Annotated in this window: 27 protein-coding genes; 20 read left to right on the top strand and 7 right to left on the bottom strand. The window is 69.3% G+C overall.

What is annotated here, in order from left to right:
- Positions 1-84: 84 nt before the first annotated feature.
- Entirely contained in the window at positions 85-1,458 is a 1,374-nt protein-coding gene (locus ACFXN1_RS22050) for a hypothetical protein (RefSeq protein WP_379443648.1), read from the top strand.
- Positions 1,459-1,504: 46 nt separating this feature from the next.
- Complete coding sequence (locus ACFXN1_RS22045; protein WP_379400109.1) at positions 1,505-1,867, top strand: ArsC/Spx/MgsR family protein; 363 nt, start codon at positions 1,505-1,507, stop codon at positions 1,865-1,867.
- A 3-nt stretch (positions 1,868-1,870) separates the two neighbouring features.
- Here the strand turns inward: ACFXN1_RS22045 and ACFXN1_RS22040 are convergent, their stop codons facing one another.
- Positions 1,871-2,326, bottom strand: coding sequence for a nitroreductase family deazaflavin-dependent oxidoreductase (locus ACFXN1_RS22040; protein WP_354832155.1), 456 nt, complete (start codon positions 2,324-2,326; stop codon positions 1,871-1,873).
- Between the two features lie 128 nt (positions 2,327-2,454).
- Between ACFXN1_RS22040 and ACFXN1_RS22035 the strand changes: the two genes are divergently transcribed.
- A complete protein-coding gene (locus tag ACFXN1_RS22035) occupies positions 2,455-3,144 on the top strand; it encodes a TetR/AcrR family transcriptional regulator (RefSeq protein ID WP_379443646.1) in 690 nt (229 codons plus the stop codon).
- Positions 3,145-3,162: 18 nt separating this feature from the next.
- Here ACFXN1_RS22035 and ACFXN1_RS22030 read toward each other — a convergent pair whose 3' ends face one another.
- Positions 3,163-3,513, bottom strand: a complete 351-nt coding sequence (locus ACFXN1_RS22030; RefSeq protein ID WP_379443645.1) for a DUF4873 domain-containing protein — start codon at positions 3,511-3,513, stop codon at positions 3,163-3,165.
- Positions 3,510-4,430 (bottom strand): diiron oxygenase, encoded by a 921-nt coding sequence (locus tag ACFXN1_RS22025; protein ID WP_379443644.1) that lies wholly within the window; start codon positions 4,428-4,430, stop codon positions 3,510-3,512. The genes ACFXN1_RS22030 and ACFXN1_RS22025 overlap by 4 nt, the downstream gene beginning before the upstream one ends.
- 94 nt (positions 4,431-4,524) lie before the next feature.
- Here ACFXN1_RS22025 and ACFXN1_RS22020 point away from each other — a divergent pair, with 94 nt between their 5' ends.
- Positions 4,525-5,256 (top strand): TetR/AcrR family transcriptional regulator, encoded by a 732-nt coding sequence (locus ACFXN1_RS22020; RefSeq protein WP_379400104.1) that lies wholly within the window; start codon positions 4,525-4,527, stop codon positions 5,254-5,256.
- 60 nt (positions 5,257-5,316) lie between these two features.
- Here ACFXN1_RS22020 and ACFXN1_RS22015 read toward each other — a convergent pair whose 3' ends face one another.
- A complete protein-coding gene (locus ACFXN1_RS22015) occupies positions 5,317-6,540 on the bottom strand; it encodes a DUF418 domain-containing protein (RefSeq protein ID WP_379443642.1) in 1,224 nt (407 codons plus the stop codon).
- Positions 6,541-6,672: 132 nt separating this feature from the next.
- Here ACFXN1_RS22015 and dop point away from each other — a divergent pair, with 132 nt between their 5' ends.
- The 13 genes from dop to ACFXN1_RS21950 all read left to right on the top strand — a co-directional run bounded on the left by dop (position 6,673) and on the right by ACFXN1_RS21950 (position 20,664).
- On the top strand, positions 6,673-8,172 hold the full coding sequence (gene dop / locus ACFXN1_RS22010; RefSeq protein ID WP_379400102.1) for a depupylase/deamidase Dop: 1,500 nt from the start codon (positions 6,673-6,675) through the stop codon (positions 8,170-8,172).
- A gap of 192 nt (positions 8,173-8,364) precedes the next feature.
- On the top strand, positions 8,365-8,559 hold the full coding sequence (locus tag ACFXN1_RS22005; protein WP_033089305.1) for a ubiquitin-like protein Pup: 195 nt from the start codon (positions 8,365-8,367) through the stop codon (positions 8,557-8,559).
- 80 nt (positions 8,560-8,639) lie between these two features.
- Positions 8,640-9,416 carry a proteasome subunit beta gene (prcB, locus tag ACFXN1_RS22000; protein WP_379400101.1) on the top strand — a complete coding sequence of 259 codons (777 nt, stop codon included), beginning with the start codon at positions 8,640-8,642 and terminating at the stop codon, positions 9,414-9,416.
- Complete coding sequence (gene prcA / locus ACFXN1_RS21995; RefSeq protein WP_379443641.1) at positions 9,413-10,183, top strand: proteasome subunit alpha; 771 nt, start codon at positions 9,413-9,415, stop codon at positions 10,181-10,183. The genes prcB and prcA overlap by 4 nt, the downstream gene beginning before the upstream one ends.
- Positions 10,184-10,384: 201 nt before the next feature.
- A complete protein-coding gene (gene pafA / locus ACFXN1_RS21990; RefSeq protein ID WP_354832174.1) occupies positions 10,385-11,743 on the top strand; it encodes a Pup--protein ligase in 1,359 nt (452 codons plus the stop codon).
- A gap of 251 nt (positions 11,744-11,994) precedes the next feature.
- Positions 11,995-12,987, top strand: coding sequence for a helix-turn-helix transcriptional regulator (locus tag ACFXN1_RS21985; RefSeq protein WP_379443639.1), 993 nt, complete (start codon positions 11,995-11,997; stop codon positions 12,985-12,987).
- Positions 12,984-14,087 (top strand): helix-turn-helix transcriptional regulator, encoded by a 1,104-nt coding sequence (locus ACFXN1_RS21980; RefSeq protein WP_379443637.1) that lies wholly within the window; start codon positions 12,984-12,986, stop codon positions 14,085-14,087. The genes ACFXN1_RS21985 and ACFXN1_RS21980 overlap by 4 nt, the downstream gene beginning before the upstream one ends.
- Entirely contained in the window at positions 14,084-15,115 is a 1,032-nt protein-coding gene (locus ACFXN1_RS21975) for a 2-dehydropantoate 2-reductase (RefSeq protein ID WP_379443636.1), read from the top strand. Before ACFXN1_RS21980 ends, ACFXN1_RS21975 begins: the two co-directional genes overlap by 4 nt.
- Before the next feature lie 65 nt (positions 15,116-15,180).
- Entirely contained in the window at positions 15,181-15,450 is a 270-nt protein-coding gene (gene tatA, locus ACFXN1_RS21970; RefSeq protein ID WP_354832182.1) for a Sec-independent protein translocase subunit TatA, read from the top strand.
- A gap of 134 nt (positions 15,451-15,584) precedes the next feature.
- Positions 15,585-16,559: a twin-arginine translocase subunit TatC gene (gene tatC / locus ACFXN1_RS21965; protein ID WP_379443634.1), complete on the top strand. Its 975-nt coding sequence runs from the start codon at positions 15,585-15,587 to the stop codon at positions 16,557-16,559.
- A 3-nt stretch (positions 16,560-16,562) separates the two neighbouring features.
- A complete protein-coding gene (locus ACFXN1_RS21960; RefSeq protein ID WP_379443632.1) occupies positions 16,563-19,259 on the top strand; it encodes a DEAD/DEAH box helicase in 2,697 nt (898 codons plus the stop codon).
- 112 nt (positions 19,260-19,371) lie between these two features.
- Positions 19,372-20,100 carry a DUF4333 domain-containing protein gene (locus ACFXN1_RS21955; RefSeq protein ID WP_379443631.1) on the top strand — a complete coding sequence of 243 codons (729 nt, stop codon included), beginning with the start codon at positions 19,372-19,374 and terminating at the stop codon, positions 20,098-20,100.
- 156 nt (positions 20,101-20,256) lie between these two features.
- Positions 20,257-20,664, top strand: coding sequence for a hypothetical protein (locus ACFXN1_RS21950; protein WP_379443629.1), 408 nt, complete (start codon positions 20,257-20,259; stop codon positions 20,662-20,664).
- Here ACFXN1_RS21950 and ACFXN1_RS21945 read toward each other — a convergent pair whose 3' ends face one another.
- Positions 20,665-21,633 (bottom strand): 5'-3' exonuclease H3TH domain-containing protein, encoded by a 969-nt coding sequence (locus ACFXN1_RS21945; RefSeq protein WP_379443627.1) that lies wholly within the window; start codon positions 21,631-21,633, stop codon positions 20,665-20,667.
- Between the two features lie 281 nt (positions 21,634-21,914).
- Between ACFXN1_RS21945 and ACFXN1_RS21940 the strand changes: the two genes are divergently transcribed.
- Complete coding sequence (locus tag ACFXN1_RS21940) at positions 21,915-23,042, top strand: M24 family metallopeptidase (RefSeq protein ID WP_379443625.1); 1,128 nt, start codon at positions 21,915-21,917, stop codon at positions 23,040-23,042.
- 17 nt (positions 23,043-23,059) lie between these two features.
- Here the strand turns inward: ACFXN1_RS21940 and ACFXN1_RS21935 are convergent, their stop codons facing one another.
- Complete coding sequence (locus ACFXN1_RS21935; RefSeq protein WP_379443624.1) at positions 23,060-24,223, bottom strand: serine hydrolase domain-containing protein; 1,164 nt, start codon at positions 24,221-24,223, stop codon at positions 23,060-23,062.
- Between the two features lie 85 nt (positions 24,224-24,308).
- Positions 24,309-24,731 carry a PPOX class F420-dependent oxidoreductase gene (locus ACFXN1_RS21930; protein WP_379443622.1) on the bottom strand — a complete coding sequence of 141 codons (423 nt, stop codon included), beginning with the start codon at positions 24,729-24,731 and terminating at the stop codon, positions 24,309-24,311.
- A gap of 67 nt (positions 24,732-24,798) precedes the next feature.
- Here ACFXN1_RS21930 and ACFXN1_RS21925 point away from each other — a divergent pair, with 67 nt between their 5' ends.
- Together ACFXN1_RS21925 and cbiE are read left to right on the top strand one after the other, a co-directional pair.
- A complete protein-coding gene (locus ACFXN1_RS21925) occupies positions 24,799-25,560 on the top strand; it encodes an SDR family NAD(P)-dependent oxidoreductase (RefSeq protein ID WP_379443621.1) in 762 nt (253 codons plus the stop codon).
- Positions 25,557-26,801, top strand: coding sequence for a precorrin-6y C5,15-methyltransferase (decarboxylating) subunit CbiE (gene cbiE, locus ACFXN1_RS21920; protein WP_379443619.1), 1,245 nt, complete (start codon positions 25,557-25,559; stop codon positions 26,799-26,801). Before ACFXN1_RS21925 ends, cbiE begins: the two co-directional genes overlap by 4 nt.
- The last annotated feature ends 51 nt before the right edge of the window (positions 26,802-26,852 follow it).

Below are 26,852 nucleotides of genomic sequence, written 5' to 3'. Positions count from 1 at the left end.
TATGACCTTGACCTCACTGGCCACGGACTGTGGTGGCGCGGTCATACGATCCGGGGCTGACATATGCGGGAAGGCGAGTAGGCCATGGATCGAAATGCGTTCGTCGAGGTGATGAACGAGGCGAGCGGCATGCTGGACAGCGGCCGGGCCGACGAGGCGCTGGCCCGTTTGTCGGCGTTCGACGACGGGCTCGACGCGGCGCCCGATCCCAAGGAGTACGGCTGGATCGTCTCCTACCGCTTCCGATCGGCCTTCGCCGCGGGCGATTACACGCAGGCCCTGCACCTGGCCGAACACGGACCGGCCCGCTACCCGGCCGACATCCCGCCCGCCACGCTGGCCACCATGTACTCGATGGCCGTCGAGGCCGCCACCCAGCGGGGCCTGCCCGACAGCGCCGTCATCATGGCCGACCGCTGCATCGACCTGCGGCGCGCCCACGGCGAACACGCCGAGGTGCTGATGGCCGCCATGACCGCGTGCACGCTGCTCGGCGATATCGAAAGACACGATCTGGCAAGCAGATATGCGCAGCTGCTGATCACCGAGGGCGTCGGCCACGACGACTACCGCGGCTACGGCTACTACGCGCTGTGCGCCGCCATCGAACAGGGCGTCGGCGGCCATCTCGTCGACACGCTGCGCGCCGGGCGCGAATGGCTGGAGAGTCAGGACAACGAATTCGCCCGGGTGGCACTGGAATACCTGCAAACCGCGCCCAGCTTGCAGGAACCCCTCGCCGTCAACCTGGATCTGGACGACCCGCTGGGCAACGGCGTGCCGCTGTCGGATCCGATTGCCCTCGACGCCATGCGGACCCAGTTCCTGCGTGTCGGCGACGGCGTGCCGCAGGAGGTCTCCGGCCCGTCCCAGCCGCCGGCCGCGCAGCTCGCCGGCGGCGAGACCGCCGACGCCCTCATGGACGCCAACCGGCCCGGCATCGCCGCGGCCGCCTACCGGGCGCTCATCGACGACGCTCTCTCCAGCGGCAGTCCCGATCCGCTCATCATGGGCAAGTCCACGCTGGGCCTGCTCACCGCGCTCATCTTCGACAACCGGGTCGGCGAGGCGCACTCGGTGTGGATCGACGAGCAGGGGCCGACCTACCTGGGCATCTGGTCGCTCGAGAACGGTCAGACCTCGGTCCACGACGCCATCGCCTACAACCTGGTCGCGGCCTTCCTACACTCGCTGAGCAGCGGCGACCCCAATGCCGCCAACCACGCCGTGGACAGTCTCATGATGCGAAACGTGGAGTGGGCCTACGAGAACGACCAGCAGGCGGTCCCCGCCATGATCAACACCTGGCGGCGTCACCTCTACGAGATCCACGGTGGCGAGCCCGCTCCCGAATACCGCTGGCAGCTCACCCAGGCCGAACAGCGCTGGGGCGCGCCCGTTCCCGAGGGCGGCCTGTACTGGATGCGCCCCTACCGCTGGGTCGTCGACTGGGTCTGATGTGCCGGTGAGCGGTGGCCCGGTCGCCGCCGCCTAGGCTGAACCCATGGCAGCGACCGAAATTTGGCACAACCCGAAGTGCTCCAAGAGCCGTACCGCCAAGGCGGTGCTCGACGACACCGGCACCGACTATGTCGAGCGCCGCTACCTCGACAACCCGCCCTCGGCCACAGAGATCGGTGCCGCCCTGACCAAACTCGGCCTCGAACCGTGGGACATCACCCGCACCGCCGAACCCGAGGCCAAGGAACTGGGCGTCTCCGCGTGGGGCCGGACCCCCGCCGACCGCGACCGCTGGATCGAGGCTCTGGCCACGCATCCGCGACTGATCCAGCGCCCCATCGTCTTCACCGCCGACGGCCGCGCCTATCTGGCCCGCGACGAGGAAACCCTCGACGAACTCCGCTGACCCTCAGGCCAGCGCGAAAACAGGGAAACCCGGGGCGATGTCGGCCAATTCGGCGTCGGTGGCGTGCTTGGTGACGCCCTCGAAGAAGCGGCCGACCTCCCAGCCCCAGCGGTCGAGGTAGGCGCGCAGCACCGGGATCTTGTCGGCGTCGGGGAGTTCGGTGGCGGTGAAGGTCTGGACCTTGCGGCCCAGGCGCAGTTCGCCGGATCCCGCGACGCGCAGGTTACGGACCCACTGGGTGTGCCCGCGCGGGGCGACCAGGTAGCGGGCGCCGTCGTCGGTGGTGAGGACATTGACCAGGGTGGTGCGCCACTCGCCGGACTTGCGGCCGCGCACGGCCAGCAGTCGGGAGCCGGCGATGCTGATGCCGAGCTTGGGCAGCAGGTTGAAGAAGCGGTTCATGTAGGGGTCCAGGCCCTTCGGGCCGAGGTAGCGGGTGGCGGCGGTGTGGGCGTCCATGAGGCACTTCCTTCGACTTGTGAGAGCGGTGCTCTCTGATGTGATCAGTGTGCGCGCATGGCGCTCGGGCTGTCAAGAGCAGTGCTCTCGAAACTTGTCGGTGATCCGATTCGTGGCACACTGTCGGAATGAGCGTGCCCCGTACCGCCCGTGCCCGTGCCCGCGCCGAGATCACCCGCGAGATCACCGACGCCGCGCGCCGGCAGCTCGCCGAATCCGGCGCACCCGCGCTCTCGCTGCGGGCCATCGCCCGTGAACTTGGCATGGTGTCCTCGGCGCTGTACCGGTATTTCCCCAGTCGCGACGAGCTGCTGACCACGCTGATCATCGAGGCCTACAACGCCCTCGGCGATGCCGTCGAGCGCGCGGTCGCGACCGAGACCGCCCCCCGCGCCCAGTGGCGGGCCCTGTCGAATGCCGTGCGGGACTGGGCGATCGCGCACCCCCACGAGTACGCGCTGGTGTACGGATCACCGGTGCCGGGCTATCGCGCCCCGGAGACCACCGTCGCACCCGCGTCGCGCGGACCCCTCGCCGCCCTCGGTATCGTGCACCGGGCCTGGCAGTCCGGCACCCTGGCCACGCCGGCGGAAACCCTCACCCCCGAACTCGAGACCCAATCCGCCTTGATCGCGGCATTCCTGAACTCCGGTATGCCCGAACCGGCGGTGGCGCGCGCCATGGTGGGCCTGACCCAGCTGTTCGGCGTGGTCACCTTCGAGCTGTTCGGGCAGCTGGACAACACGATGGACCCGGCCGGGCCGTTCTTCGCCTACTCGGTCGAGACCATGGCCGACCTCATCGGGCTCACCGAGTAGCACTCGAACCTCGGTGCGCTACAGCGGGAACGGTGGCGCGCCGATCCCGGCGATCCGCAGATTCCCCCACGGGTCCCGCTCCTGAAGCAAGCCGGGCGCGGGCGTACCGCCCGGCACGGTCAGGAACACCTGCCCGCGGCCGGGATCGGGCAGTTCGCTTCCATCGGCCGCGGAAATCCGCCCGTGCCAGTGGAATTGGCCGTCGATCGGATCCAGATGCCCGGTCAATGCCACGCGCACCGCCACCTCCGTACCGGGGGCGTCCAGCAGTGCGGGCCCCGAATAGTCCGGCGCCGCTTCGGGTTCGGTGAATCCGGCGTTCGGGTCGGCCGGTGCGGGGGAGTCGCGCCGGGCCCGCCGGAACCTCACAGCAGCCCTCGCCGCCGCCAGAGACGCTTGCCGATCGGCCCCATCAGCCCCTGTGCGTCCAGGAACGCACCGAGATTCGCGGCGCCCAGCCCGAGCGCCCGCCGGGAATACGGGTTGGCGCGGGCCATCTTCCGGGCCGCCCGCCCGTTCTCGATGCCCGCGCGGACGTACATGTGCCAGTTCGTCATCAGGTAGACGAACAGGGGAGCGGCGACCGCGACACACAGTCGCGTGTACTGCACTTCGGCCTTCGACATGGTCGGCACCCGGTCTGCCAGGGCCGCGCGCGCGAACCCGATGTGCCGCGCCTCCTCGGTGACGTGAATCCGCATGGTCCGCGCCACCAGCGGCTGCAGCTGTGGATCGTCGAGGGTGCGGCGCTGCAGCGCGTCGAAGATCTCCTCGCCCACGAGCGCGCCCACCCACACCATCGAGCCCCGCAGGAAGAGCTGCAGGGCGCTGATCGTCCAGCGCTCGAACCGGTTCGGCCAGTAGGGCCGCGTGCCGATCCGCTCGATGAGCTTGCCGAACATCATCATGTGCCGGCATTCGTCGCCCATCTCGGTGAGCGTGTAGTGCGCATGCCGGGAGGTCGGATCGCCTGCCATGAGCTCGCGCAGCAGCAGCCGGTTGAGCAGGTTCTCGAACCAGATGCCGACCGACAGCACATTGGCAAGCTCCTCGCGGGAGAGGTCGCGGCGCTGCGCGGGCGTCATGCCCTCCCACAGCGGGGTGCCGTAGAGCGAGACGACCTCGGGCGGCAGGAAGAGTTTGTCCGTGTCCAGCGGGGCGTCCCAGTCCAGGTCGACGACCGGGTCGTAGGACTTCTTGACCGATCCGGTCAGCAAGCGCTGAGCGAAGGACTCACGCCCGGACAGTGCGGCGGCCGTGGGGGCGGAGACAGCGTTGTCGCCCATGACAGCTCCTGATTCGTTACTGATACAGGCAGTTACACTCAGATTAGTGCTACATACTGTCTCGGTCAACGGTGAGGTGAGTATCGTGAGGCCCGTGACCGGCACCCGACGCAGACCCGCGCAGCCCTCCCTCCGGGACCGAGAGCGGGCGGCCGACGGTCGCAGCACCCGCTGGAACGGCCACAAGGCCCAGCGTCGTGCCGACATGCTCGACGCCGCGCTCGCCGTCATCGAGGAGAACGGCACCGAGATCTCGGTCCAGCAGATCGCCGACCGCCTGCAGGTCCCGCGCCCGGTCGTCTACCGGCACTTCGACGGCCGCGCCGACCTCGACGACGCCATCCGCCGCCACATCCTGGAATCCCTGACCGCCGAACTGCTGCCACGCCTGCACCCCGACGGCACCGTCCGCGACCTGGTACGCGGCGCGGTCGGCAGCTACGTCGGCTGGATCGAACGCCACCCGGAACTGCACCGCTTCCTGGCCGCCGGCGACCCGCACGGCGAGGCCTCGACCGCCCTGGCCGGCGCTCGCGACCGCATCGGCGGCCGGCTCGCCGACCTGTTCGCCGACGCCCTCGAGCGCTTCGGCATCGACCGGAATCGTGCCCGCCCCATGGCCTTCGGCACCGTCGGCTTCGTCGACGGCGTGGTCAACAGCTGGCGCGCCGCCCCCACCCTGTCCTCCGAGCAAGTCGAGGGCATCCTCACCGAATCGCTCCTGGCGCTGCTCGAGGGCAACGCTCGCAGCCTGGACGTCCCGCTCACTCGCGATACCGTGGTGAGTGAACTGCAGTCCCGCGCGGAGGCCGCGCGGGTGGTGTAACCGGCACAACCGAATCCGCCTCGCCCGCCTCCGCGACAGGATCGGACGGCCGCTGAGTGATCAGCGGCTCCCGCGCCCGGTGAGCGCGCGGTAGCTGCGGTTCCACAGCCACTCGACCGGCCCGCGGTCGAAGCGGCGCAGCCAGACGTGGGCGAGCACCAGCATGAGCGCGCAGACCAGTACATAGATCCCGGCGGTGAACGGCACCCGCGCATTGGCCGACACCAGGCTCGCCAGCCCCAGACCCCAGCCGTAGCACAGGAATCCCGACACCAGGTTCTGAACGATATAGCAGCTCAATGCCATTCGGCCCACCTCGGCGAAGCGGCGCGCGACGAACCCGGGGTCCGGGCGGTGCGCGTAGCACTCGGCGACCAGGGCCAGGATGCCGAGCGAGACCAGCGGCGCGGTGCCGTAGCGGGTCACCAGGATCAGGTCGCCGCCGGTCAGGCCCAGGATCAGATCGATCGGTGCGGCGACCGCGAACCCGATCACCATGAGGCGCTTGCGGATTCGCGCGCCCTCGGGCCGGAACACCCCGGCCCGGAACAGCCGCGCGCCCACCAGGAACAGCGCGATCGACATCGGGAAGATGAAGATCGGCTCCAGCCGGAACAGCAGCACATGATCCCAGCGGAAGGCCACCAGATCCCAGAACGACCCGTCCGCATACGGATTCGGGTCCAGCGGCCGGTGCCCGCCGCCCCCGCCCCCGGGGCCCAGCACGATCGCCACGGCGATCAGCGACAGCATCGTCAGGTGGATGCCCGCCGCCACCATCAGCCAGCGCCGCTGCGCCTTCGGGCTCGTCGCCAGGATGAACGCCACCACCAGCCCGGTGAGCGCGTACCCCATCAGCACGTCGAACTCGGCGACGAAGAAGAAGTTGACCAGCCCGTCGAGCAGCAGCAGCCCGGCCCGGACCGGATATCCGCCCGGCCAGGCCCGGCCGCCGCGCACCGCCGATCGCTGCTGGATAGCCAGCCCGATGCCGAACATGATGGTCAGCAAGCCCAGGAACTTCCCCTGCGCCAGCTGCTGCAGCAGCCGCTCGGTCCACAACCAGGCTCCGTGCGGTTCGTCACTGCGCGAGATATAGCCGAGCAGCCCTTCGGCATTGGTGAAGATCCAGATATTGGTGCCCAGCGTCCCCAGGATGGCGATGCCGCGCAGCACGTCCAGTGCCGCCAGCCGCCCCGAACGCGGCTGCGCGGAAACGGGATTCGGGTCCTCGGCGGGGGTGGGCGCGAGCGCCGGGCGCGGGGCGGAAGCCGATTCGACCATGGCGGTCATTGTGCCGTCGCCGCAGTTCGGCGCGGATCGCCCGGGAGAACGACCCCGGCTACGACCAGGGAATGACCCCAACCCGGACAGTCCACCCGCGTCCGGGCGTGCCTTTCGCCTAGGCTCGATCGCATGCAGCGCATCATCGGAATCGAGGTCGAGTACGGCATTTCGACGCCTACCGAGCCGTCGGCCAACCCGATTCTCACATCCACCCAGGCGGTGCTTGCCTACGCCGCGGCCGAGGGCGTGCCGCGCGCCAAGCGCACACGCTGGGACTATGAGGTGGAATCGCCGTTGCGCGACGCGCGCGGTTTCGATCTCGGCCGGCTCAACGGGCCCGCGCCGGTGATCGACGCCGACGAGGTCGGCGCGGCCAATATGATCCTCACCAACGGAGCCCGCCTCTACGTCGACCACGCCCATCCGGAGTACTCCGCCCCCGAGGTCACCGACCCGCTGGACGCGGTCATCTGGGACAAGGCCGGTGAGCGCGTCATGGAGGCCGCCGCCCGCTTCGCCTCCAGCGTCCCCGGCGCCCCGCGCATGCAGCTGTACAAGAACAACGTCGACGGCAAGGGCGCCTCCTACGGCACCCACGAGAACTACCTCATGAGCCGCGAGACCCCGTTCAACCAGATCATCCTGGGCCTGACCCCGTTCTTCGCGTCCCGCCAGGTGATCTGCGGCTCCGGCCGGGTCGGTATCGGCCAGTCCGGTGACCAGCCCGGTTTCCAGCTGTCGCAGCGCGCGGACTACATCGAGGTCGAGGTCGGCCTGGAGACCACCCTCAAGCGCGGCATCATCAACACCCGCGACGAGCCGCACGCCGACGCCGACAAGTACCGCCGCCTGCACGTCATCATCGGCGACGCCAACCTCGCCGAATGGTCCACCTACCTCAAGGTCGGCACCACCGCCCTGGTGCTGGACCTGATCGAGGCCGGCGAGGACCTCTCGGATCTGCAGCTGGCCCGCCCGGTCACCGCCGTGCACACCATCAGCCACGACCCGACTCTGCGTGCCACCGTTGCGCTTTCGGACGGCCGCGAACTGACCGGCCTTGCGCTGCAACGCATCTACCTCGACCGGGTCGAGAAGTTCATGGACCGCACCGGAAACGACGACGAGCGCACCAAGGACGTCATCGAGAAGTGGGCCCACGTGCTGGACCTGCTCGAGCGTGACCCCCTCGAAACCGCAGACCTGCTCGACTGGACCGCCAAACTGCGCCTGCTCGAGGGCATGCGCAACCGTGAGGGCCTGTCCTGGGCCGCCCCCAAGCTGCACCTGGTCGACCTGCAGTACTCGGATGTGCGCCTGGACAAGGGCCTCTACAACCGCCTGGTGGCGCGCGGCTCCATGCAGCGCCTGGTGAGCGAGCAGGATGTCACCGACGCCATGACCAACCCGCCCACCGACACCCGCGCCTACTTCCGCGGCGAGTGCCTGCGCCGCTTCGGCGCGGATATCGCGGCCGCGAGCTGGGATTCGGTCATCTTCGACCTGGGCGGCGACTCCCTGGTCCGCATCCCGACCCTGGAGCCCCGTCGCGGCACCAAGTCCCACGTGGGCAAACTCCTGGACGGCGTGCACACCGCCTCGGAACTGGTCCAGCAGCTGACCCACTAGGCCCTGCGGAAGGGGTACGGGAACTGAATCCCGTACCCCTTTTTCGTGTCCGCGACATGGCGGCGGGGAGATCGCGGCAACAGCACAATGACGCTTAATCCGGCATGTTGTCCCCGCTGGTGGGTAGTGTTGGGGGACGAGCATCGGATCTTCTCCGGTGCTCGCCGATGATCACAGAGGAGGTCGGCTGCTATGGCACAAGAGCAGACCAAGCGCGCCGGTGGCGGCGACGAGGACGAGGGCCCGGTCGGCGACGGCGGGGCGGGACAGGAGCGCCGCGAGAAGCTGGCGGAGGAAACCGACGACCTGCTCGACGAGATCGACGACGTGCTCGAGGAGAACGCGGAGGACTTCGTCCGCGCATACGTGCAGAAGGGCGGCCAGTGACCCAAGGTGACCCCCTGCGGCTCCAGTTGGGGTTCGCCCAATCCTCTTTCTCCGAGTACCTGCGTTTGCACGTTCCGGAAATGTTGCCCGGCAACGGAATCCGACCCGACGGCACGCACCCCAATCCGGGCGTGCCGTCGGACATAGCGCCACACGGCACCACCATCGTCGCGGTCAGCTACCGCGGCGGTGTGCTGATCGCGGGCGATCGCCGCGCCACCCAGGGCAACCTGCTGGCCAGCCGTGACATCGAGAAGGTGTACATCACCGACACCTACTCCGCGGCCGGCATCGCCGGCACCGCGGGCATGGCGATCGAGATGATCCGCCTGTTCGCGGTGGAACTCGAGTACTACGAGAAGATCGAGGGCGTGCCCCTCACCTTCGACGGCAAGTCCAACAAGCTGTCGAAGATGGTGCGCGACAACCTCCCCGCGGCCCTGCAGGGTCTCGCGGTGGTGCCGCTGCTGGTCGGCTTCGACCCGGACGCGCCGGACCCGGACAAGTCCGGGCGCATCGTGTCCTACGACGTGGTCGGCGGCCGCAGCGAAGAGCGCTTCGGGTACACCGCGGTGGGGTCGGGTTCACTGTTCGCCAAGTCGTCGCTGAAGAAGACCTACGCGCGCGGGATCGATCAGGACCGGGCGCTGCGGATCGCGATCGAATCGCTCTTCGACGCCGCTGACGACGACACCGCCACCGGCGGGCCCGACACGATGCGGAACATCTACCCGACCGCGATCGTGATCGACGCCCAGGGCTCCGAGGAAGTGACCGAGGAGCGCCTGAAGGAGATCACGCGGGCGATGGTGGAGGAGCGGGCCGCGCTGGCGGCAGAGGGGATCGGCGAAGCATGACACTGCCGTATTACGCGTCGGCCGAACAGATCATGCGCGACAAGACCGAACTTGCGCGCAAGGGCATCGCACGGGGCCGCAGTGTCGTGGTGCTGGTGTACGACAAGGGTGTGGTGTTCGTGGCCGAGAACCCCTCGGCCACCCTCCACAAGATCAGTGAGCTCTACGACCGGGTCGGGTTCGCCGCGGTCGGCAAGTACAACGAGTTCGAGGCGCTGCGCCGCGGGGGCATCCTGCAGGCGGATCTGCGCGGCTACCAGTTCGACCGCCGCGATGTCACCGGCCGCTTCCTGGCCAACCTCTACGCGCAGAGCCTCGGCACCATCTTCACCGACCAGCTCAAGCCCTACGAGGTGGAGATCTGCGTCGCGGAGGTGGGCTATCCGGAGCAGTCCTCGAACTCGGTGCTCTACCGCATCAACTTCGACGGATCCATCGTCGACGAGCGGGAATTCGTGGTGATGGGCGGCAACACCGAGCCGATCACCACCGCCCTCAAGAATTCCTACCAGCCGGGCATGGACCTGCATTCGGCCATCGCCACGGCGGTGGCCGCGCTGCAGAAGGCTGTCCCCGAGGGCGACAAGGACAAGCAGCGCTCCATGGGTTCCGGCTCGCTCGAGGTGGCAACCCTGGAGCAGTCCCGGCCGCGGCGGGCGTTCCGCCGCATCCAGGGCGCGGCGCTGCAGGAGTTGGTGACCGGCAAGGCGCCGACCGCGAACGCGGCGGCCGAGGCCGAGAAGCCGTCGAGCGGGGACCCGTCATAGGGCCCGCGCCGGCGTAGGCAATCCCGCTATTCGGGATAAGGCTCCTTTGCACTCTCAATAGCAGAGTGCAAAGGAGCCTTGCTTTTTCGCAGGGTAGAGCGCGTGCCACGTTGCATCCCGTGCTAAATCGTTGTGAATACGTTTGCATCAGCTGTCCGACAAGCCCGTTACCGGCGACAACTCCGCTGTAATGTCGATAGGGTGCAGCGACGAATCATGGGGATCGAGACCGAATTCGGGGTGACGTGCACGTTCCACGGTCACCGTCGGTTGAGTCCTGACGAGGTGGCCCGGTATCTCTTCCGCCGGGTAGTTTCCTGGGGCCGTAGCTCGAACGTGTTCCTTCGTAATGGTGCCCGGCTCTACCTCGATGTCGGTTCCCATCCGGAGTACGCTACGGCCGAATGTGACAGCCTGGTGCAGTTGGTCACCCACGACCGCGCCGGCGAGCGGGTCCTGGAGGATCTGCTCATAGACGCCGAGCAGCGGCTCGCGGAGGAGGGTATCGGCGGCGATATCTACCTGTTCAAGAACAACACCGACTCGGCGGGCAACTCCTACGGCTGCCACGAGAACTTCCTCGTGGTCCGCGCCGGTGAATTCTCCCGGATCTCCGATGTGCTGCTGCCGTTCCTGGTAACCCGCCAGCTGATCTGCGGTGCGGGCAAGGTGCTCCAGACGCCGAAGGCGGCCACCTTCTGCCTGTCGCAGCGGGCCGAGCACATCTGGGAGGGCGTCTCCTCGGCGACCACCCGTTCCCGGCCGATCATCAACACCCGCGACGAGCCGCACGCCGATGCCGAGAAGTACCGGCGCCTGCACGTGATCGTGGGCGACTCGAACATGGCCGAGACCACCACCATGCTCAAGGTGGGCACGGCCTCGCTGGTGCTCGAGATGATCGAGGCGGGTGTCGCGTTCCGAGACTTCGCTCTGGACAACCCGATTCGCGCCATCCGCGAGGTGTCGCACGATCTGACCGGCCGTCGTCCGGTGCGGCTGGCCGGTGGCCGGCAGGCCTCGGCGCTCGACATCCAGCGTGAGTACTACGCCCGCGCCGTCGAGCACCTGCGCAACCGCGACCGCGACCCGCAGGTCGACGCCGTCGTGGATCTGTGGGGCCGCACCCTGGATGCCGTCGAGGCGCAGGACTTCGCCAAGGTGGACACCGAGATCGACTGGATCATCAAGCGCAAGCTGTTCCAGCGCTACCAGGACCGCTACAACATGGAGCTGTCCGATCCCAAGATCGCCCAGCTGGATCTGGCCTACCACGACATCAAGCGGGGCCGCGGCGTCTTCGACCTGCTCGCCCGCAAGGGTCTGGCCAAGCGGATCACCGAGGACGAGGCGGTCGACGCGGCGGTGACCACGCCGCCGCAGACCACCCGCGCCAAGCTGCGCGGCGATTTCATCACCGCCGCTCAGGAGGCGGGCCGCGACTTCACCGTCGACTGGGTCCACCTCAAGCTCAACGATCAGGCCCAGCGCACGGTGCTCTGCAAGGACCCGTTCCGCTCGGTCGACGAGCGCGTGGATCGCCTCATCGCCTCGATGTGAGCTGTTTTGCCTGATCACGGGTCGCGAACACTCGGATTCTCCGATTTCGGAGGACGCCCGAAGGTTCGCGGCCCGTCTCGTTCCGGACCGAGTGGAGCGGGGGAGCGAAGCGGAGGAGCGGAGGGAGGGAAGCGGAGGAGCGGAGGGAGGGAAGAACGAGACCTTCGCGGCTCCGCCTCCCCGCGCCTGCCCGCGAACCCTGCCGGAGCGCAGCGGAGGCAAATCGAACACAGTCCATTACTCTCTACGGGGTGGCGATATCCAAGGTCGAGCGGTTGATGAATCTTGTTATCGCGCTGCTGTCCACCCGGCAGTTTCTGACCGCGGAGCGCATCCGGGAGTCGGTCGCCGGGTACGAGGAGTCCGCGAGCGACGAGGCGTTCAGCCGGATGTTCGAGCGCGACAAGAACGAGCTGCGCGATCTGGGCATACCCCTGGAGATCGGTCCGGTGAGCCGGTATTCGGGTGTCGAGGGCTACCGCATCAACCGGGACGCGTACGAACTGCCCGATATCGATCTGACCAGCGAGGAGTCCGCTGCGGTCGCGGTGGCGGTGCAGCTGTGGGAGTCTCCGGAGCTGGCCGCGGCCGCCGAGGGTGGTCTGCTCAAGCTGCGCGCGGCCGGTATTCACGTGGAGCCCGACGCCGGGGTGTCGGCGGTGCCCGCGGTCCCGGCCCGCACCCGCGGCTCGGAACCGGTGCTCGGCAAACTGCTCGCGGCCATCGACGCCGGACGGGCGGTGACGTTCAAACACCGGCAGTCCCACGGGGATCCGGTGGAACGGGACGTGCAGCCCTGGGGTGTGGTCACCCACCACGGCCGCTGGTATCTGGTCGGGCACGACAATGTCCGTGACGCGCAGCGCGTGTTCCGCATCTCCCGCATCGACGAGGACGTCACCGAGTACGGCCCGGCCAATGCGGTGCACAAGCCCGAGGACCTGGACCTGCGGGCCGTGGTCGCCGAGGTCACCGCGCAGACGCCGATCAGCGGATCGGCCACGGTGTGGGTGGCCGAGGGCCGTGGGCAGGAGATCCGCCGGCTCGGACCGGTCATGGAGGAGCGTGCGCTCGGCGGACGTACCGGCTCGATCGTGGAGGTGCCCATCCGATCCCGGGACTGGCTGGCCCGGCTCATCACCGGACTCGGCGCGGACGCCCTGGTGCTCGCCCCGGAAGACCTGCGCGAGAATGTGATCGCGCGCCTGAAGTCGGTGCTGGAGCGGACGGAGGTGTCGGCATGAGCGAGGCTGCGTCGCGGAAACGCCGGGGAGACAATGTGATCGACGCCGGCGGCGCGCGCCGGGGTGGAACCGGTGACGGCGCACGGGCTTCCGATGGTGCGAAGGACCGGCGGGGGAGCGCGGCGGCCAGCACCAGCCGGCTCTCGACCCGGCTGGCCCGGCTGCTCAACATGATTCCGTACTTCCAGGCCAATCCGGGCATCAGTGCGGCGGAGGCGGCGGCCGAACTCGGCGTGTCCTCCAAGCAGCTGATGACCGACCTCAACCAGCTGTGGATGTGCGGCCTGCCCGGATACGGTCCCGGCGATCTCATCGACCTGTCGTTCTCCGAGGAGAGCATCGAGGTCACCTTCTCCGCGGGCATCGACCGACCGCTGCGGCTCACCTCCCTGGAGGCGACCGCGCTGCTGGTGGCACTGCGCTCCATCGCGGACCTGCCGGGCATGGTGGATCCGAGCGCGGCGCACGCCGCTATCGCGAAGATCGAATCCGCCATCACCGGACGGGAATTCGCCGGACCGCCGCTCCCCGTGCCGGTCGAGGCCCCCGCCGTGGCGACCGTCCGGTCCGCGCTGGAGCACGATCACGCGCTATGCCTGGTCTATTACTCGGCGAGCCGCGACGTGGTCTCCGAGCGCATCGTGGACCCGATCCGAATCGTGCTGGTGGACAACAACAGCTACCTGCAGGCGTGGTGCCGGCAGGCCGAGGGCGTGCGCCTGTTCCGCCTCGACCGCATCGAGGAGGCCACCGAGCTCGACGAGCCGGCCCGCCCGCCCGCCGAGGCCGCCGCGGACGAGACCGCCGCCCTGGACCTGTTCGTCGACGATCCCGCGGTCCCACTGGCGCGCTTGCTGATTCGCCCCGACTACGCCTGGGTGCTCGAGCAGTACCCGATGCACCGGGTCACCGTCCACCCGGACGGCAGCGTCGAGGCCACCATGCGCTTCGCCACCCTGGACTGGATGGCGCGGCTGCTGCTCGGCTTCGGCGCCGGCGTCACCGTGCTCGGCCCGGCCGAACTGGTGACCGCGGTGCGCGAGCGGTCCAGCTCGGCGCTGGCCGCCTACGCCGGGCTCGAGGGGGTCGGTCCCGCTTGAGTTTCCGTGTGACGGTGCTGGGGGCGGGCAGCATCGGCTGCTACGTCGGCGGCCGGCTCGCCGCGGCCGGGGCCGAGGTCACCTTCGTCGGACGGCCGCGCGTGGTGGAGGAACTGCGCACCTTCGGGCTTCGGCTCACCGATCTGGACGGCAATGACGCGCGCGTCGAACCGGACGCCTTCCGCGCGGTCACCGAGCCCGCGGGTGACGCCGATCTGGTGCTGATCACCGTGAAATCCGCGGCCACCGCCACCGCCGCCGCCGAACTGGCCGGCCTGCTGCGGTCCGGCACAGTGGTGATCAGCCTGCAGAACGGCATCGGCAACGACGCGGTCATCCGCGAGCTCCTGCCCACCTGTGTGGTGCTGGCCGGGATGGTCATGTTCAATGTCGTTCATCACGGTCAGGGCCGCTTCCACCGCGGCACCGCGGGCACGGTCGACGTCGCCGACGACCCGGTGCTCAACCGGTTCGCCCCGGTCTTCGCCAAGTCCGGTCTGGGCTTCGAACGGTATGCCGATCTGCTGCCCATCCAGTGGGCGAAGCTGCTGCTGAATCTGAACAACCCCATCAACGCGCTGTCGGGCCGCCCGCTGCGCGAGGAGCTCGGTGCCCGCGACTACCGCCGCTGCCTGGCGCTGGCCCAGCGGGAGGCCCTGGACGTGATGGCGGCGGCCCGCATCCGCCCGGCCCGGCTCACGCCGCTGCCGCCGGAGATCATGGCCCGGCTGCTGACCGTGCCTGATGGCGTCTTCCGCCGGGTTGCCGGAAAGGTGCTGGCAGTCGATCCGGTGGCCCGCTCGTCCATGGCCGACGACCTGGCCGCCGGGCGCAGAACCGAAATCCCTTGGCTGTGCGGTGAAATCGTGAGTCTCGGGGCCATGGTAGGAATACCCACGCCGGTGAACCAGAAGCTGATCGAACTCGTGTCGGCTGCGGAGAACGGCGACCGGCGCACCTGGTCGGGCCCGGAATTGCTGGAACAGCTCACCGACGCCGCGCGTGACGGCGCGGCGAACAAGGGTTGACAACAAGCTTCGCGATATGCGGGTCCGGTAGCATCGGACTCACCAGAGTCTTTGGAGGTAATGGAATGACAGGCGCCATCAGCCCGTGGCACTTGCTGATCGTCGTGCTGATCTTCTTGCTGTTCTTCGGTTCGAAGCGCATGCCCGACGCGGCCCGTAGCCTGGGTCGCTCGATGCGCATCTTCAAGACCGAGGTCAGCCAGATGCAGAACGAGGGCAAGACGGGCGAGGCCGCTCCCGAGGCCCAGGCCCAGCCGGTGCAGCCGCCGGCCCAGCTGCCGCCCGCCCAGCCGGTGCAGCCCACGCCGCAGCCGAACGACCAGCAGAAGGCCTGAGGCCACGACCAGCCGGGATGAGCGCCGCTCATCCCGGATGAGGCGTTGTCCGGGTCCGGTTTCTCCGGATCTTCAGGGGCGTGCAGTCGCGCCCGCGTCTTCTTTGGCCGCAAGGCGGAGGCAGTCACACACACATGCGCATCCCGTTCGATCCCCGGCGCAGCAAGCGCCGCACGAACCCCGACGGCACCATGTCCTTGGTGGAGCACCTCTCGGAGCTCCGCAGGCGCTTGCTCATCGCGCTGGCGTGGGTCGCGATCGGCACCCTGTTCGGGTTCTTCTGGTACTCGCATTCGATCTTCGGGATCGAGAGTCTCGGTGAGATCCTGCGCGGTCCCTACTGTGATCTGCCCGCCTCCTCGCGGGCCAATCTGAGCACCGACGGCGCCTGCCGATTGCTGGCGACCGCGCCCTTCGAGCAGTTCACGCTGCGCCTGAAGGTCGGCACCACCGCGGGTGTGGTGGTGGCCAGCCCGTTCTGGCTGTATCAGCTGTGGGCGTTCATCACGCCCGGTCTGTACGCCAAGGAACGCAAGTACGCGATCTCGTTCGTGGCGGCGGGCGCGGCGCTGTTCGTCACCGGTGCGGTGCTGGCGTACTGGGTGGTCGCCCACGCGCTCAGCTTCCTGATGACCATCGGCAACAACGTGCAGATCACCGCGCTCAGCGGTGCGCAGTACTTCAGCTTCATCATCAAGCTGCTGGTCATCTTCGGCGTCAGCTTCGAAACCCCTTTGCTCATCGTGGGTTTGAACTTCCTCGGGGTGCTGACCTATCAGCGGCTCACCAAGTGGCGGCGCGGACTGATCTTCGGCCTGTTCGTGTTCGCGGCCATCGTGACCCCGCAGGACCCGATCTCCATGCTGTCGCTGGCGCTCGCGCTGACGCTGCTGTTCGAGATCGCGGTGCAGTTCGCGCGCCTCAACGACAAGCGCCGGGCCCGCAATGCGGAGGCCTGGGACAAGCTGGCCGACGACGAGGCGTCCCCGCTGGACACCGCGCCCGGCGGTGTCGACGCACCGACTCCGGTGCCGACCGCGGAACCGGTGATTGCCGCACCGCTCGAGAAAACAACGCGAGGCGCGTCGGATTACTCCGATACTCTCTGAAAAGTGACATCAAGGTCGCTTACTGGCGAACTGGCGGCATTCGCCGCCGAACTGAAATTCGAGCTCGATCCGTTCCAGCGGCAGTCGTGTGAGGCGCTCGAGGGCGGGCACAGTGTGCTCGTCTGCGCGCCCACCGGCGCCGGCAAAACCGTGGTCGGCGAGTTCGCGGTGCATCTGGCACTGGCCGCGGGCGGGAAGTGTTTCTACACCACGCCCATCAAGGCGCTCTCGAACCAGAAGTTCGCCGATCTCACCGAACGTTATGGTCGTGACGAGGTCGGCTTGCTGACCGGTGACCAGTCCATCAACCCCAATGCTTCGGTGGTGGTGATGACCACCGAGGTGCTGCGCAACATGCTGTACGCGAGTTCCGATGCGCTGCGCGGGCTTTCGTACGTCGTCATGGACGAGGTGCACTACCTGGCCGATCGCTTCCGCGGCGCGGTGTGGGAGGAGGTCATCCTGCACCTGCCGCCGGAGGTGCGCCTGGTCAGCCTGTCCGCGACGGTCTCCAATGCCGAGGAGTTCGGCGCGTGGATGGAGACCGTGCGCGGTGACACCGCGGTGGTCGTGGACGAGACCCGGCCGGTGCCGCTGTGGCAGCACGTCATGGTCGGCAGGCGCATGTTCGACCTGTTCGACCCGAAGTCCAGCGACGCCAAGGTGATCGTGGACGGGGACCTGCAGCGCTACATCAAGCACCGCGAAGCCGTTGACCGGATGGACAATTGGGCGGTGCCGGGGCGGGGTCGCGGCGGGCCGCGGCGCTCGTTCCGGCCCATGCCGCGGCCGGAGGTGATCGCCCGGCTCGACGACGAGGGGCTGCTGCCGGCGATCACGTTCATCTTCAGCCGCGCCGGATGCGATGGGGCACTGGCACAGTGCGTGCGCTCGCGGCTGGATCTCTCGCGTGAGGACGATCGCGAGGAGATCGACGCCATCATCGAGAAGCACACCGGTGACCTGCCGCGCAGTGACCTCGAGGTGCTCGGGTACTGGGAGTGGCGCGAGGCGCTGCACCGCGGTTTCGCCGCGCACCACGCGGGCATGCTGCCCGCCTTCCGGCACACGGTCGAGGAACTGTTCGTGCACGGGCTGGTGCGGGCCGTGTTCGCCACGGAGACACTGGCTCTCGGCATCAATATGCCGGCCCGGACCGTGGTGCTCGAGCGGCTGGTGAAGTTCAACGGCGAGAGCCACGCCGAGCTGACGCCGGGGGAGTACACGCAGCTCACCGGGCGTGCCGGGCGGCGCGGGATCGATGTCGAGGGCCACGCGGTGGTGCTGTGGCAGCCGGAGGTGGACACCAGCGCGGTGGCGGGTCTGGCCTCCACACGGACCTATCCGCTGCGGTCGTCGTTCCGGCCGGGCTACAACATGTCGATCAATCTGGTCGATCGCATGGGCGCGGTGGAGTCGCGGGCGCTGCTGGAGCGGTCCTTCGCCCAGTTCCAGGCCGACCGGTCGGTCGTGGGCCTGGTGCGGGGCATCGAACGCAACGAGGCCCAGCTCCGCAAGCTGCGCTCGCAGTTCGGCGACGAGAGCTTCTTCGAATACGTCCAGCTGCGCGACCGCATCCGGGACCGGGAGCGGCACTTGGAACGGCAGGGCCGCACCGACCGCCGGCAGGCCGCGGTGTCGGCGCTCACCGCGCTGCGGCGCGGGGACGTGGTGGCGATTCCGTCCGGACGCCGCCAGGGTCTGGCCGTGATCCTGGAACCCGATGCGACACCGGGTGATCCGCGTCCGCTGGTGCTCACCGAGGACAAGTGGGCGGGCCGGGTCTCGGCCGCCGACTTCCCGACCCCGGCCGAATCGCTGGGCCGGCTGCGGCTGCCCAAGCATGTCGACCACCGCACCGCGCGGGTGCGCCGTGACCTGGCGTCCGCGCTGCGCAGCACCGGCATCACCGCGCCCCGGCGCGGGCGGCAGGGCGGCGGCAAGTCCAAGGCCGCCGACGACCGCGAGCTGCAGACGCTGCGGCGGGCATTGCGCAATCATCCGGCGCACTCGCGGCCGGACCGGGAACAGCTGGCGCGTATCGGCGAACGCTACAACCGGGTCGAGCGCGAGACCGAGCACCTGCGCCAGCAGGTGGCGGCCACCACGAACTCCCTGGCACGCACCTTCGACCGCATCCTCGGGCTGCTCGAGGAGCGTGGCTACGTCGAGCACGGCGAGGTCACCCAGGACGGCCGCCGCCTGGCCCGCATCTATGCCGAGGCGGATCTGGTTGTGGCGGAAAGCCTTCGGCAGGGGCTGTGGCGCGGGCTCGGCCCGGCCGAGCTGGCCGCGGTGGTGTCCATCCTGGTGTACGAATCCCGGCAGGAGGGCGGTTACCTGGGCGCTTCGGGCCCGACCGCGCCGATTCGCCGGGCCGTGGACGCCACCATCGGGGTGTGGTCGGAGTTGCGCGCCGACGAGTCCCGGCACCGGGTGCAGCCCACCCGGGAACCCGACCTCGGTTTCGTCACAGGTGTCTACACCTGGGCTCGCGGCGACGATCTCGCCGATGCGCTGCTCGCCAGCGGTGATCGCGGAAACCCGCTCTCCGCGGGCGATTTCGTGCGCTGGTGCCGCCAGGTCATCGATCTGCTGGACCAGATTCACAGCACCGCCGACGACCTCGAGGTGGCGGCCACCGCGAGCAAGGCAGTGCGGGCCATCCGCCGGGGTGTCGTAGCCGTGGACGCGGCGTAGTAGATACGACTGTGCTTTGATTCTTGGATGTACCGACCGCAGTGGGAACACGAGCGTGTTCCCGCTCGGGGGGCTAGCGTGAGTACAACGGATTGCTATTGGAGGCAAGCAGATGAGCGGCCCGTACGGACCGAATGACGCCCCTGGTCAAGGGGGAGGCAACGATCCGACGCAGCAGTGGGGCGGCCAGCAGCCCGCGCCCGGCGCCGGACCGACTCAGCAGTGGGGTGGCCAGCAGCCCGCGCAGCCGACCACGCAGTGGAGCGACCCGTCGCAACAGCAGCAGCCGGCCCAGCAGTGGGGGCAGGGCCAGCCGCAGCAGCCGTGGGGGCAGTCGCAGCCGCAGCAGCCGGTGCAGCAGCCGTGGGGGCAGAGTCAGCCGCAGTGGCAGCAGCCGCAGGGCGAGCAGCAGTGGGGGCAGTCGCAGCCGCAGTGGCCGCAGCAGGGTCAGCCCGGACAGCCGGGTCAGCAGGACTGGAACCAGCAGGCGGGCCAGCAGTGGCCGCAGCCGCAGCAGCCGCCCGCCGGCAAGAAGAAGACCGGTCTGATCATCGGGATCGTGGTCGCCGTCGTGGTGGTGCTGGCCGCGGCCGGTGGTGGTCTGGCCTGGTTGCTGAGCAAGGACCAGCTGGACAACAAGGCCGTGCAGTCCGGGGTGCAGAAGGTGCTCAAGGACTCCTACGGCATCGACGACGTCCAGGACGTGAGCTGCCCGTCGGGTCAGAAGGTCGAGGTCGACAAGACCTTCGACTGCACCCTCAAGGTGGGTGGCGAGAGCAAGAAGGTGACCATCAAGATCACCAAGGATGACGGCACCTACGAGGTCGGCCGCCCCAGCTGATTTTTTTCGGGCGGGGGGGAAACTGGGCAATTGTGTTGGGCCCGGGCGTGATCGGACGATCGCGGCCGGGCCCTCGCGTTTGCCAGGGGTTGGCTAATCGTCGCTGACGAGTACAGTGGGCCGAAATCTTCTCGTTGATCGTGATCGGGGGGCAAGATGAATTCGACTGTTCGTATCGTGGGCTGGACCGCGACCGTGGTGGCCGTGGCGAGCGCCGGGCTGGCGTCCGCGCCGTTCGCAGGCGCCAGGGCAACCGGTCCCGTGGTCAACGACTGCATTACCAACAAGGCCGATGTGCAGCCGGTCGCCATGGTGCTGGCGTGTGGCGACGGCGGGCTCAGCGTCCGCGACATCACCTGGAGCAGTTGGGGTCCCGGCACCGCCGAGGGCGACGGCACCGAGTACCGGCGCGTGTGTCAGCCGAGCTGCGCCGCTGGGAACACCGCCACCGGTACCACCCACATCACCCTGCGCAATCTGCAGGACGGCTATTTCACCGAGGCCGCCATCACCGATCTCGACGGCAAGCCCGAAACCTGGCCCGTGGGCCCGCTACGACACTGATCAGCGCTTGGCCATGGCGGTGATGAGCCGCTTGACCGGGTTCTCGGCGTTGTAGGCGGTGGCCAGTTCCGCGAGCCGATCCGGGTCCGCCGGAGTGACGGGCAGCAGGTCCGGGCCCGAGTGTGCGACGTCGGCATCCCGGACGACCCGGACGACGGGGGCCGCGGCCTTCAGATAGTCGTCGGCGGCAACGAGTTTCGCGCGCACACCCTTGGCGAGATCGGAGTCCGGGTCGGCGGCCGCGGCGCGCAGGGCCTCCACCGAGCCGAAACGGGAGATGAGCTGGGCGGCGGACTTGTCGCCGATGCCCGCGACGCCGGGCAGGCCGTCGGAGGCGTCGCCGCGCAGGGTGGCCATATCGGCGTAGGCGGGGCCCGCATTCTCTTCCGGCACACCGTATTTGGCGGAGACCTCGGCGGGTCCCCAGAGCTCCGCCCTGGCCAGGCCGCGGCCGACGTAGAAGACGCGCACCGGGGGTGCCGGGGAGTCGCGGACCAGCTGCAGCAGGTCCCGATCGCCGCTGACGACGATCACCTCGTCGGTGCCCTCCCGGGTGGCCAGGGTGCCGATCACGTCATCGGCCTCCAGGCCCTCGGCCCCGGCGGTCGCGATGCCGGCGGCCTCGAGCACCTCCATGATCATGTCGACCTGCGGGGTGAGGGTGTCCGGCACTTCCTCGGCCACGACCCCGGCGACCGGCTCGCCGGCATCCTCGGCCACCCGATGGGCCTTGTACGACGGCAGCAGGTCCACCCGGAACTGCGGCCGCCAGTCCAGGTCCAGGCACACCACCAACCGGCTCGGCGCATGCTGCTTGACCAGCGCGGCGACCATGTCGGTGAACCCGCGCAGCGCATTGACCGGCCGCCCGTCGGGTGCGGTGATCTTCTCCGGGATCGCATAGAACGCCCGGAACCACAGACTGGCCCCATCGAGCAGCAGCAGCGGACCGGCGGCAGGGGTGCTCATAGCGGTCGACCCTACCGGGACCGGCCGACAGGTCCGCGCAGCGCGGCGAAGGAGTCGGGGGCAGTGGAATTCATGCCCCGCCCCAGCCGGGGGATTGCTCATCGGACTCGGCGTGGTGGCGTGCTGGTGCGGCCGGAACACCATGGCATTCGCGGGAGGATCGAAACGCACTGGGCCGCAGCGGGGTCGGGGTGCGTTCCGGTGGCGGCACAGAGTGCCGAGGGTGCGAAGTTCGTCGGTGGCTGGAGGGTGGCGGGGGTTGGGGAGTAGCGTCGATGGGCATGAGCTCTCATGACGAGTCACGGTTCGCGGCGGAGGTCTACGGGACGCGGTTGGAGCGCGCGGCGCGGTTGGCGCGCAATGCGCATCTGGACGCGCTGCTCGTCACACCGGGTCCGGACCTGCGGTTCCTGATGGGTTCGCGGGCGCAGTCCTTCGAGCGGCTGACATGCCTGGTGATCCCGGCCAGCGGGGAGACGCCCTCGGTGGTGATCCCGAAGCTGGAGCTGGCCTCGCTGAAGGGATCGGCGGCCGGTGAGCTGGGGTTGCAGATCGTGGACTGGGTGGACGGGGTGGACCCGTATCGCATTGTGCGGAGCGTGCTCAATGCCGGTGCGCGGGTGGCGGTCACCGATGTCATGCCCGCCCTGCACCTGCTGCCCATCGCCGATCGGCTTGGCTCGCTACCGGTTTCGGCCACCCCGCTGCTGCGGGAGCTGCGAATGGTGAAGGACCCCAGTGAGATCGAGGCCCTGCGCCGGGCCGGCGCGGCCATCGACCGGGTGCACGCCCGCATGGCCGAGTTCCTGCGTCCCGGCCGCACCGAGGCCGAGGTGGGCGCGGATATCGCGGCCGCCATTGTCGAGGAGGGCCACACCGAGGCCGATTTCGTCATCGTGGGCAGCGGCCCGCACGGCGCGGACCCGCACCACCTGGTGTCGGATCGGGTGATCGAGCCGGGTGACGTGGTGGTGATCGATATCGGGGGCCCGGTCGAGCCCGGCTACTTCTCGGATTCCACCCGCACCTACGTGCTGGGCGAGCCGAGCGAGGAGGTGGCCGCGCAGTTCGCCGAACTGGAACGCGCCCAGGCCGCCGCGGTGGCCGCCGTGCGCCCGGGCGTCACCGCCGAATCCATCGACGCCGCCGCCCGCGACGTGCTGGCCGCTGCCGGGCTGGCCGACTACTTCGTGCACCGCACCGGCCACGGCATCGGACTGTCGGTGCATGAGGAGCCCTACATCGTGGCCGGCAACGACCTGGTCCTCGCACCGGGCATGGCCTTCAGCATCGAGCCGGGTATCTACTTCCCGGGGGCCTGGGGCGCGCGCATCGAGGACATCGTGATCGTCACCGAGGACGGCTGCGAGTCGATGAACAACCGCCCACACGGACTGACCCGCCTATAACCCCACCCGATTCCGGGTCAGTGGGCAGTGTCGGCGTCGAAAGTGGCGGCGTAGCGCCAGAAGTCGCGCATGGTCGTATCTGGGGTCGGGCTGTCGACGCCGACCTGGGTCAGGAGGATGGTGACGGTGCCGGTGGCCGGGATGATGTGGGCGCAGGTGCCGGTGCCGCCGACCCAGCCGTAGCGGCCCGGTACGTTCCACGGTTCCAGCCGGGCGATATCGACCGTGCCACCGCAGCCCCAGCCCTGGCCCTCCAGGAACAGATCGCCGTGGGCGCGCTGGGCCGGGGTGGTGTGGTCGGTGGTCATGAGGCGAACCGCATTGGCGGACAGCAGTTTCCGGCCCTCCGGGGTGACGCCGTCGGCGAGCAGCAGGCGCGCGAAGCGGAGCCAGTCGCCGGCGGTGCCGGCGAGGCCGCCGTGACCGAGCGGGAAGGCCGGTGGCGTGCTCCACTGGCCGTCGGGGGCGTCGGCCAGTTCGAGGCCGGTGTCGCCGCGGCGGTAGTAGCTGGTGAAGCGGTCGCGGTGGGCGGCGGGGACGGTGAAACCGGTGTCCCGCATGCCGAGCGGTTCGAACAGCCGCTCGGCGAGGAAGTCGGGGAAGGTCCGGCCGGAGGCGCGGGCGACGAGTGCGCCCTGCAGGACCGAGCAGGTGTCGTAGAGCCATGCGGTGCCCGGCTGGGCCAGCATGGGCAGTGCGGCCAGTTCGGCCAGCCACTCGTCCATGGACGGGTAGCTCTGCGGTTCCCGGCCGTCGCGCTGCACCGGGAACAGCGCCTGGACCGCGGGCAGCTCGAAATCGGAGGCCCAGCCGTAGCCGGCCCGGGAGGTGAGCAGGTCGAAGACTGTGATCGGGCGATGGGCGGGCACCACCTCGTCGAGGGGACTGCCGGGGGTGCGGACTACGCGCGGGTGGGTGAGTTCGGGCAGCCACGGGGCGATGGGGTCGTGCAACCCGATCACCCCGTCCTCGACGAGCATCAGCACGGCCGCGGCGGTCAGCGGTTTGGTGATCGACGCCCAGCGGAACAGCGAATCCGCGGTCATCGGGACGGTGCCGCCCGCGTGGGCCAGGCCGACGGCGGCGGTCTCCACCCGGTCGCCCCGCGCGATCAGGCCGACCGCGCCGGGCGCACCGCCGTCGTCGACGTGTGCCTGCAACACTTCGCGGAGCGTGGACATGGCTCTCCCTCTCTGGTGCGCACTCGAGAGATTGGACGTGCTGTGCGACGCAAAGTAATCGGTCGCGCACCAGCCGGGATCGGTGTCAGTGCCCGGCGGCGTCGCCCTTGAAGACGCTGCTGGCCAGCACGCGCTGCACATCGATGGCGATCACGACGCGGGTCGGGTTCACCCGCGGCTGCCGGTAGCGCCCGGCGTAGCGCTCGACCGCGTCGGCCACCGAATCCGGGTCGTCGAGCACGGTGGCGGGACCCTCGAGGGTGATCCAGCGCGGGCCGTCGACCTGGCTCACCGCCGCGTAGCCCGAGCGCCGCACATTGTTGACCTTGACCGACCCGTCATTGGTGATGATGCGCGCGATGCCGGCCTCGGGATCCCAGGTGAACCCGACCGCGACCACATGCGGGGTGCCGTTGGCGCGCAGCGTGGACAGGGTGGCGAGGTGGCGTTCGGCGACGAAGTCGGCGGCGGCGGGCGACAGTTCGGGGCGTGCGGCGGTGCTGGTCATGATCCGACGCTAGCAATCCGGCCTCGGGAGCACCGGACAGTGGTGCCCGGGTGGCAAACTGTGGGCCATGGGTTTCGGATCGCGGGACGTCGACAAGGGCGTCGTGCTGGTGCTCGGCGGGCGCAGTGAGATCGGGCTGGAGGTGGCGCGACGGCTGTCGCCCGGCCGGGTGGTCATTCTGGCGGCGCGCCGCAGTGACCAGCTACAGGAACAGACGAAGGAATTGCTGATCGCCGAGGCGGCGGCGGTGCACTGCGTCGAGTTCGACGCCGACGACATGGCGTCGCACCAGCTACTGCTGGAGAAGATCATCGCCGAGCACGGGCGCATCGGCGTGGCGGTGGTGGCATTCGGGATTCTCGGGGATCAGGCTCGGGCCGAGGAGGATCCGGCGCACGCTGTCGAGATCGTGCTGACCGATTTCGTCGCCCAGGTGAGCGTGCTCACCAGTCTGGCGAATCTGCTGCGGGAGCAGGGCGATGGTCAGATCGTGGTGTTCAGTTCCATCGCGGGTGTGCGGGTGCGGCGCGGGAACTACGTGTACGGCTCGGCGAAGACCGGCCTGGACGGCTTCGCGTCCGGGTTGCAGATGGCGTTGCACGGCAGCGGAGTTCATCTGCTCATGGTGCGATCCGGATTCGTCATCGGGCGGATGACGGCCGGGATGGAGCCCGCGCCGCTGTCGAGCACACCCGATCAGGTGGCCGACGCGGTGGTGGCGGGGCTGTATCGGCGGGTGCGGGATGTGGCGGTGCCGCGGCGGATTCGGCTGTTGTTCGTGGCCATGCGCTATGTGCCGCACTCGGTGTGGCGGCGGATGCCGCGATGACCGGAACCTCACGCCCGTTGATGCCGATTCCGGTGATCGGGATCGGCGCTGACGGCTGGGACGGTCTGGGCGGCGCGGCGCGGCGCGAGATCGCCGCGTGTGAGGTATTGCTGGGCTCCGCTCGGCAATTGGTGCTGATCCCCGCGGATGCGGCGCGGGCGGAGCGGGTGCCGTGGCCTTCGCCGCTGGTGCCCGCGCTGCCGGGGCTGCTGGAACGGTACGCGGGGCGGCGGCTCGGTGTGCTGGCCAGCGGCGACCCCATGTTCTTCGGTATCGGCGTGACCTTGACGAAACTGCTTGGGGCGCAGGCCCTGCGGGTGCTGCCGTCGCCGTCGTCGGCGTCGCTGGCGTGTGCACGGCTGGGCTGGGCACTCAACGAGACGCCGGTGGTGAGCGCGGTCGGGCGGCCTGTGGAGACGGTGCTCCCGGAATTGTCCGGCGGGCGCCGGGTGCTGGTGCTGAGCTCCGACCAGCACACTCCGGCGCAGGTCGCGGAGCTGCTGGCGCGCAATGGCTTCGGCGGGTCGGCGCTCACGGTGCTGGAACAGCTCGGCGGGCCGGACGAGCGGATCGTGCGCGGCACCGCCGCGCGGTGGGACCACCCGGCCGGAGATGCGCTGAACATCGTGGCCATCGACGGTGTCGCCGACCGGGTTTCGTTGCGCCTGACGCGGATGCCGGGCCTGCCCGACGAGGTGTACGGCGGGGACGGCCAGCTCACCAAGGCCGAGGTGCGGGTGCTCACGCTGGCGGCACTGGCGCCTGCGCCGGGCGAGCTGCTGTGGGATGTCGGAGGCGGTTCGGGCACCATCGCCATCGAGTGGTGCCGCACGAACCCGGCCTGCCGCGCCGTCGCCTTCGAGCGAATGGAGAGCCGCCGCAAGCAGATTGCGGCCAATGCCACGGCCCTGGGTGTTCCGGGTGTCGAGGTGCGTGGCCCGGCCCCGGAGTCGTTCGCGGACCTGCCCGCGCCGGACGCGCTGTTCATCGGAGGCGGGCTCACCCAGGACGACATGTTCGACGCCTGCTGGGAGCGGCTGCGCCCGGGGGGCCGGCTGGTCGCGAGCGCGGTGACCGCCGAATCCGATGTGCTGTTACTGCGCCTGGCCGAGCGGCACGGCGGTGCGTTGCGCCGTTTCCAGGTGTATCGTGCCGAGCCGCTGGGCGGCTTCACCGCTTGGCGGCCACAGCTGCCGGTGACCCAGTGGTCGGTCGTGAAACCCCGTGCGGCAGCGGGCTAGGTTCTGTCTCGAAGTGAGTGGTGGGGCGGCACCGTGCAGCGGTGCCGCCCC

It is taken from the genome of Nocardia sp. NPDC059154, assembly GCF_042755705.1.
GTDB lineage: Bacteria > Actinomycetota > Actinomycetes > Mycobacteriales > Mycobacteriaceae > Nocardia.
Note: the sequence above shows the minus strand (reverse complement) of the source record. Positions and strands in the feature narration are given on the sequence as shown.

Bases quoted from the DNA above. Each gene is read 5' to 3' on its own strand.
- prcA (WP_379443641.1), top strand. From the start codon at position 9,413: ATGACACTGCCGTATTACGCGTCGGCCGAACAGATCATGCGCGACAAG.
- ACFXN1_RS21935 (WP_379443624.1), bottom strand. From the start codon at position 24,223: ATGTCCACGCTCCGCGAAGTGTTGCAGGCACACGTCGACGACGGCGGT.
- ACFXN1_RS22025 (WP_379443644.1), bottom strand. From the start codon at position 4,430: ATGGGCGACAACGCTGTCTCCGCCCCCACGGCCGCCGCACTGTCCGGG.
- ACFXN1_RS22040 (WP_354832155.1), bottom strand. From the start codon at position 2,326: ATGGACGCCCACACCGCCGCCACCCGCTACCTCGGCCCGAAGGGCCTG.
- ACFXN1_RS21945 (WP_379443627.1), bottom strand. From the start codon at position 21,633: ATGAGCACCCCTGCCGCCGGTCCGCTGCTGCTGCTCGATGGGGCCAGT.
- ACFXN1_RS21950 (WP_379443629.1), top strand. From the start codon at position 20,257: ATGAATTCGACTGTTCGTATCGTGGGCTGGACCGCGACCGTGGTGGCC.
- ACFXN1_RS22005 (WP_033089305.1), top strand. From the start codon at position 8,365: ATGGCACAAGAGCAGACCAAGCGCGCCGGTGGCGGCGACGAGGACGAG.
- dop (WP_379400102.1), top strand. From the start codon at position 6,673: ATGCAGCGCATCATCGGAATCGAGGTCGAGTACGGCATTTCGACGCCT.
- ACFXN1_RS22045 (WP_379400109.1), top strand. From the start codon at position 1,505: ATGGCAGCGACCGAAATTTGGCACAACCCGAAGTGCTCCAAGAGCCGT.
- ACFXN1_RS21980 (WP_379443637.1), top strand. From the start codon at position 12,984: ATGAGCGAGGCTGCGTCGCGGAAACGCCGGGGAGACAATGTGATCGAC.
- ACFXN1_RS21930 (WP_379443622.1), bottom strand. From the start codon at position 24,731: ATGACCAGCACCGCCGCACGCCCCGAACTGTCGCCCGCCGCCGCCGAC.
- ACFXN1_RS21955 (WP_379443631.1), top strand. From the start codon at position 19,372: ATGAGCGGCCCGTACGGACCGAATGACGCCCCTGGTCAAGGGGGAGGC.
- ACFXN1_RS21940 (WP_379443625.1), top strand. From the start codon at position 21,915: ATGAGCTCTCATGACGAGTCACGGTTCGCGGCGGAGGTCTACGGGACG.
- tatA (WP_354832182.1), top strand. From the start codon at position 15,181: ATGACAGGCGCCATCAGCCCGTGGCACTTGCTGATCGTCGTGCTGATC.
- prcB (WP_379400101.1), top strand. From the start codon at position 8,640: ATGTTGCCCGGCAACGGAATCCGACCCGACGGCACGCACCCCAATCCG.
- cbiE (WP_379443619.1), top strand. From the start codon at position 25,557: ATGACCGGAACCTCACGCCCGTTGATGCCGATTCCGGTGATCGGGATC.
- ACFXN1_RS21925 (WP_379443621.1), top strand. From the start codon at position 24,799: ATGGGTTTCGGATCGCGGGACGTCGACAAGGGCGTCGTGCTGGTGCTC.
- ACFXN1_RS22015 (WP_379443642.1), bottom strand. From the start codon at position 6,540: ATGGTCGAATCGGCTTCCGCCCCGCGCCCGGCGCTCGCGCCCACCCCC.
- ACFXN1_RS22050 (WP_379443648.1), top strand. From the start codon at position 85: ATGGATCGAAATGCGTTCGTCGAGGTGATGAACGAGGCGAGCGGCATG.
- ACFXN1_RS22035 (WP_379443646.1), top strand. From the start codon at position 2,455: ATGAGCGTGCCCCGTACCGCCCGTGCCCGTGCCCGCGCCGAGATCACC.
- tatC (WP_379443634.1), top strand. From the start codon at position 15,585: ATGCGCATCCCGTTCGATCCCCGGCGCAGCAAGCGCCGCACGAACCCC.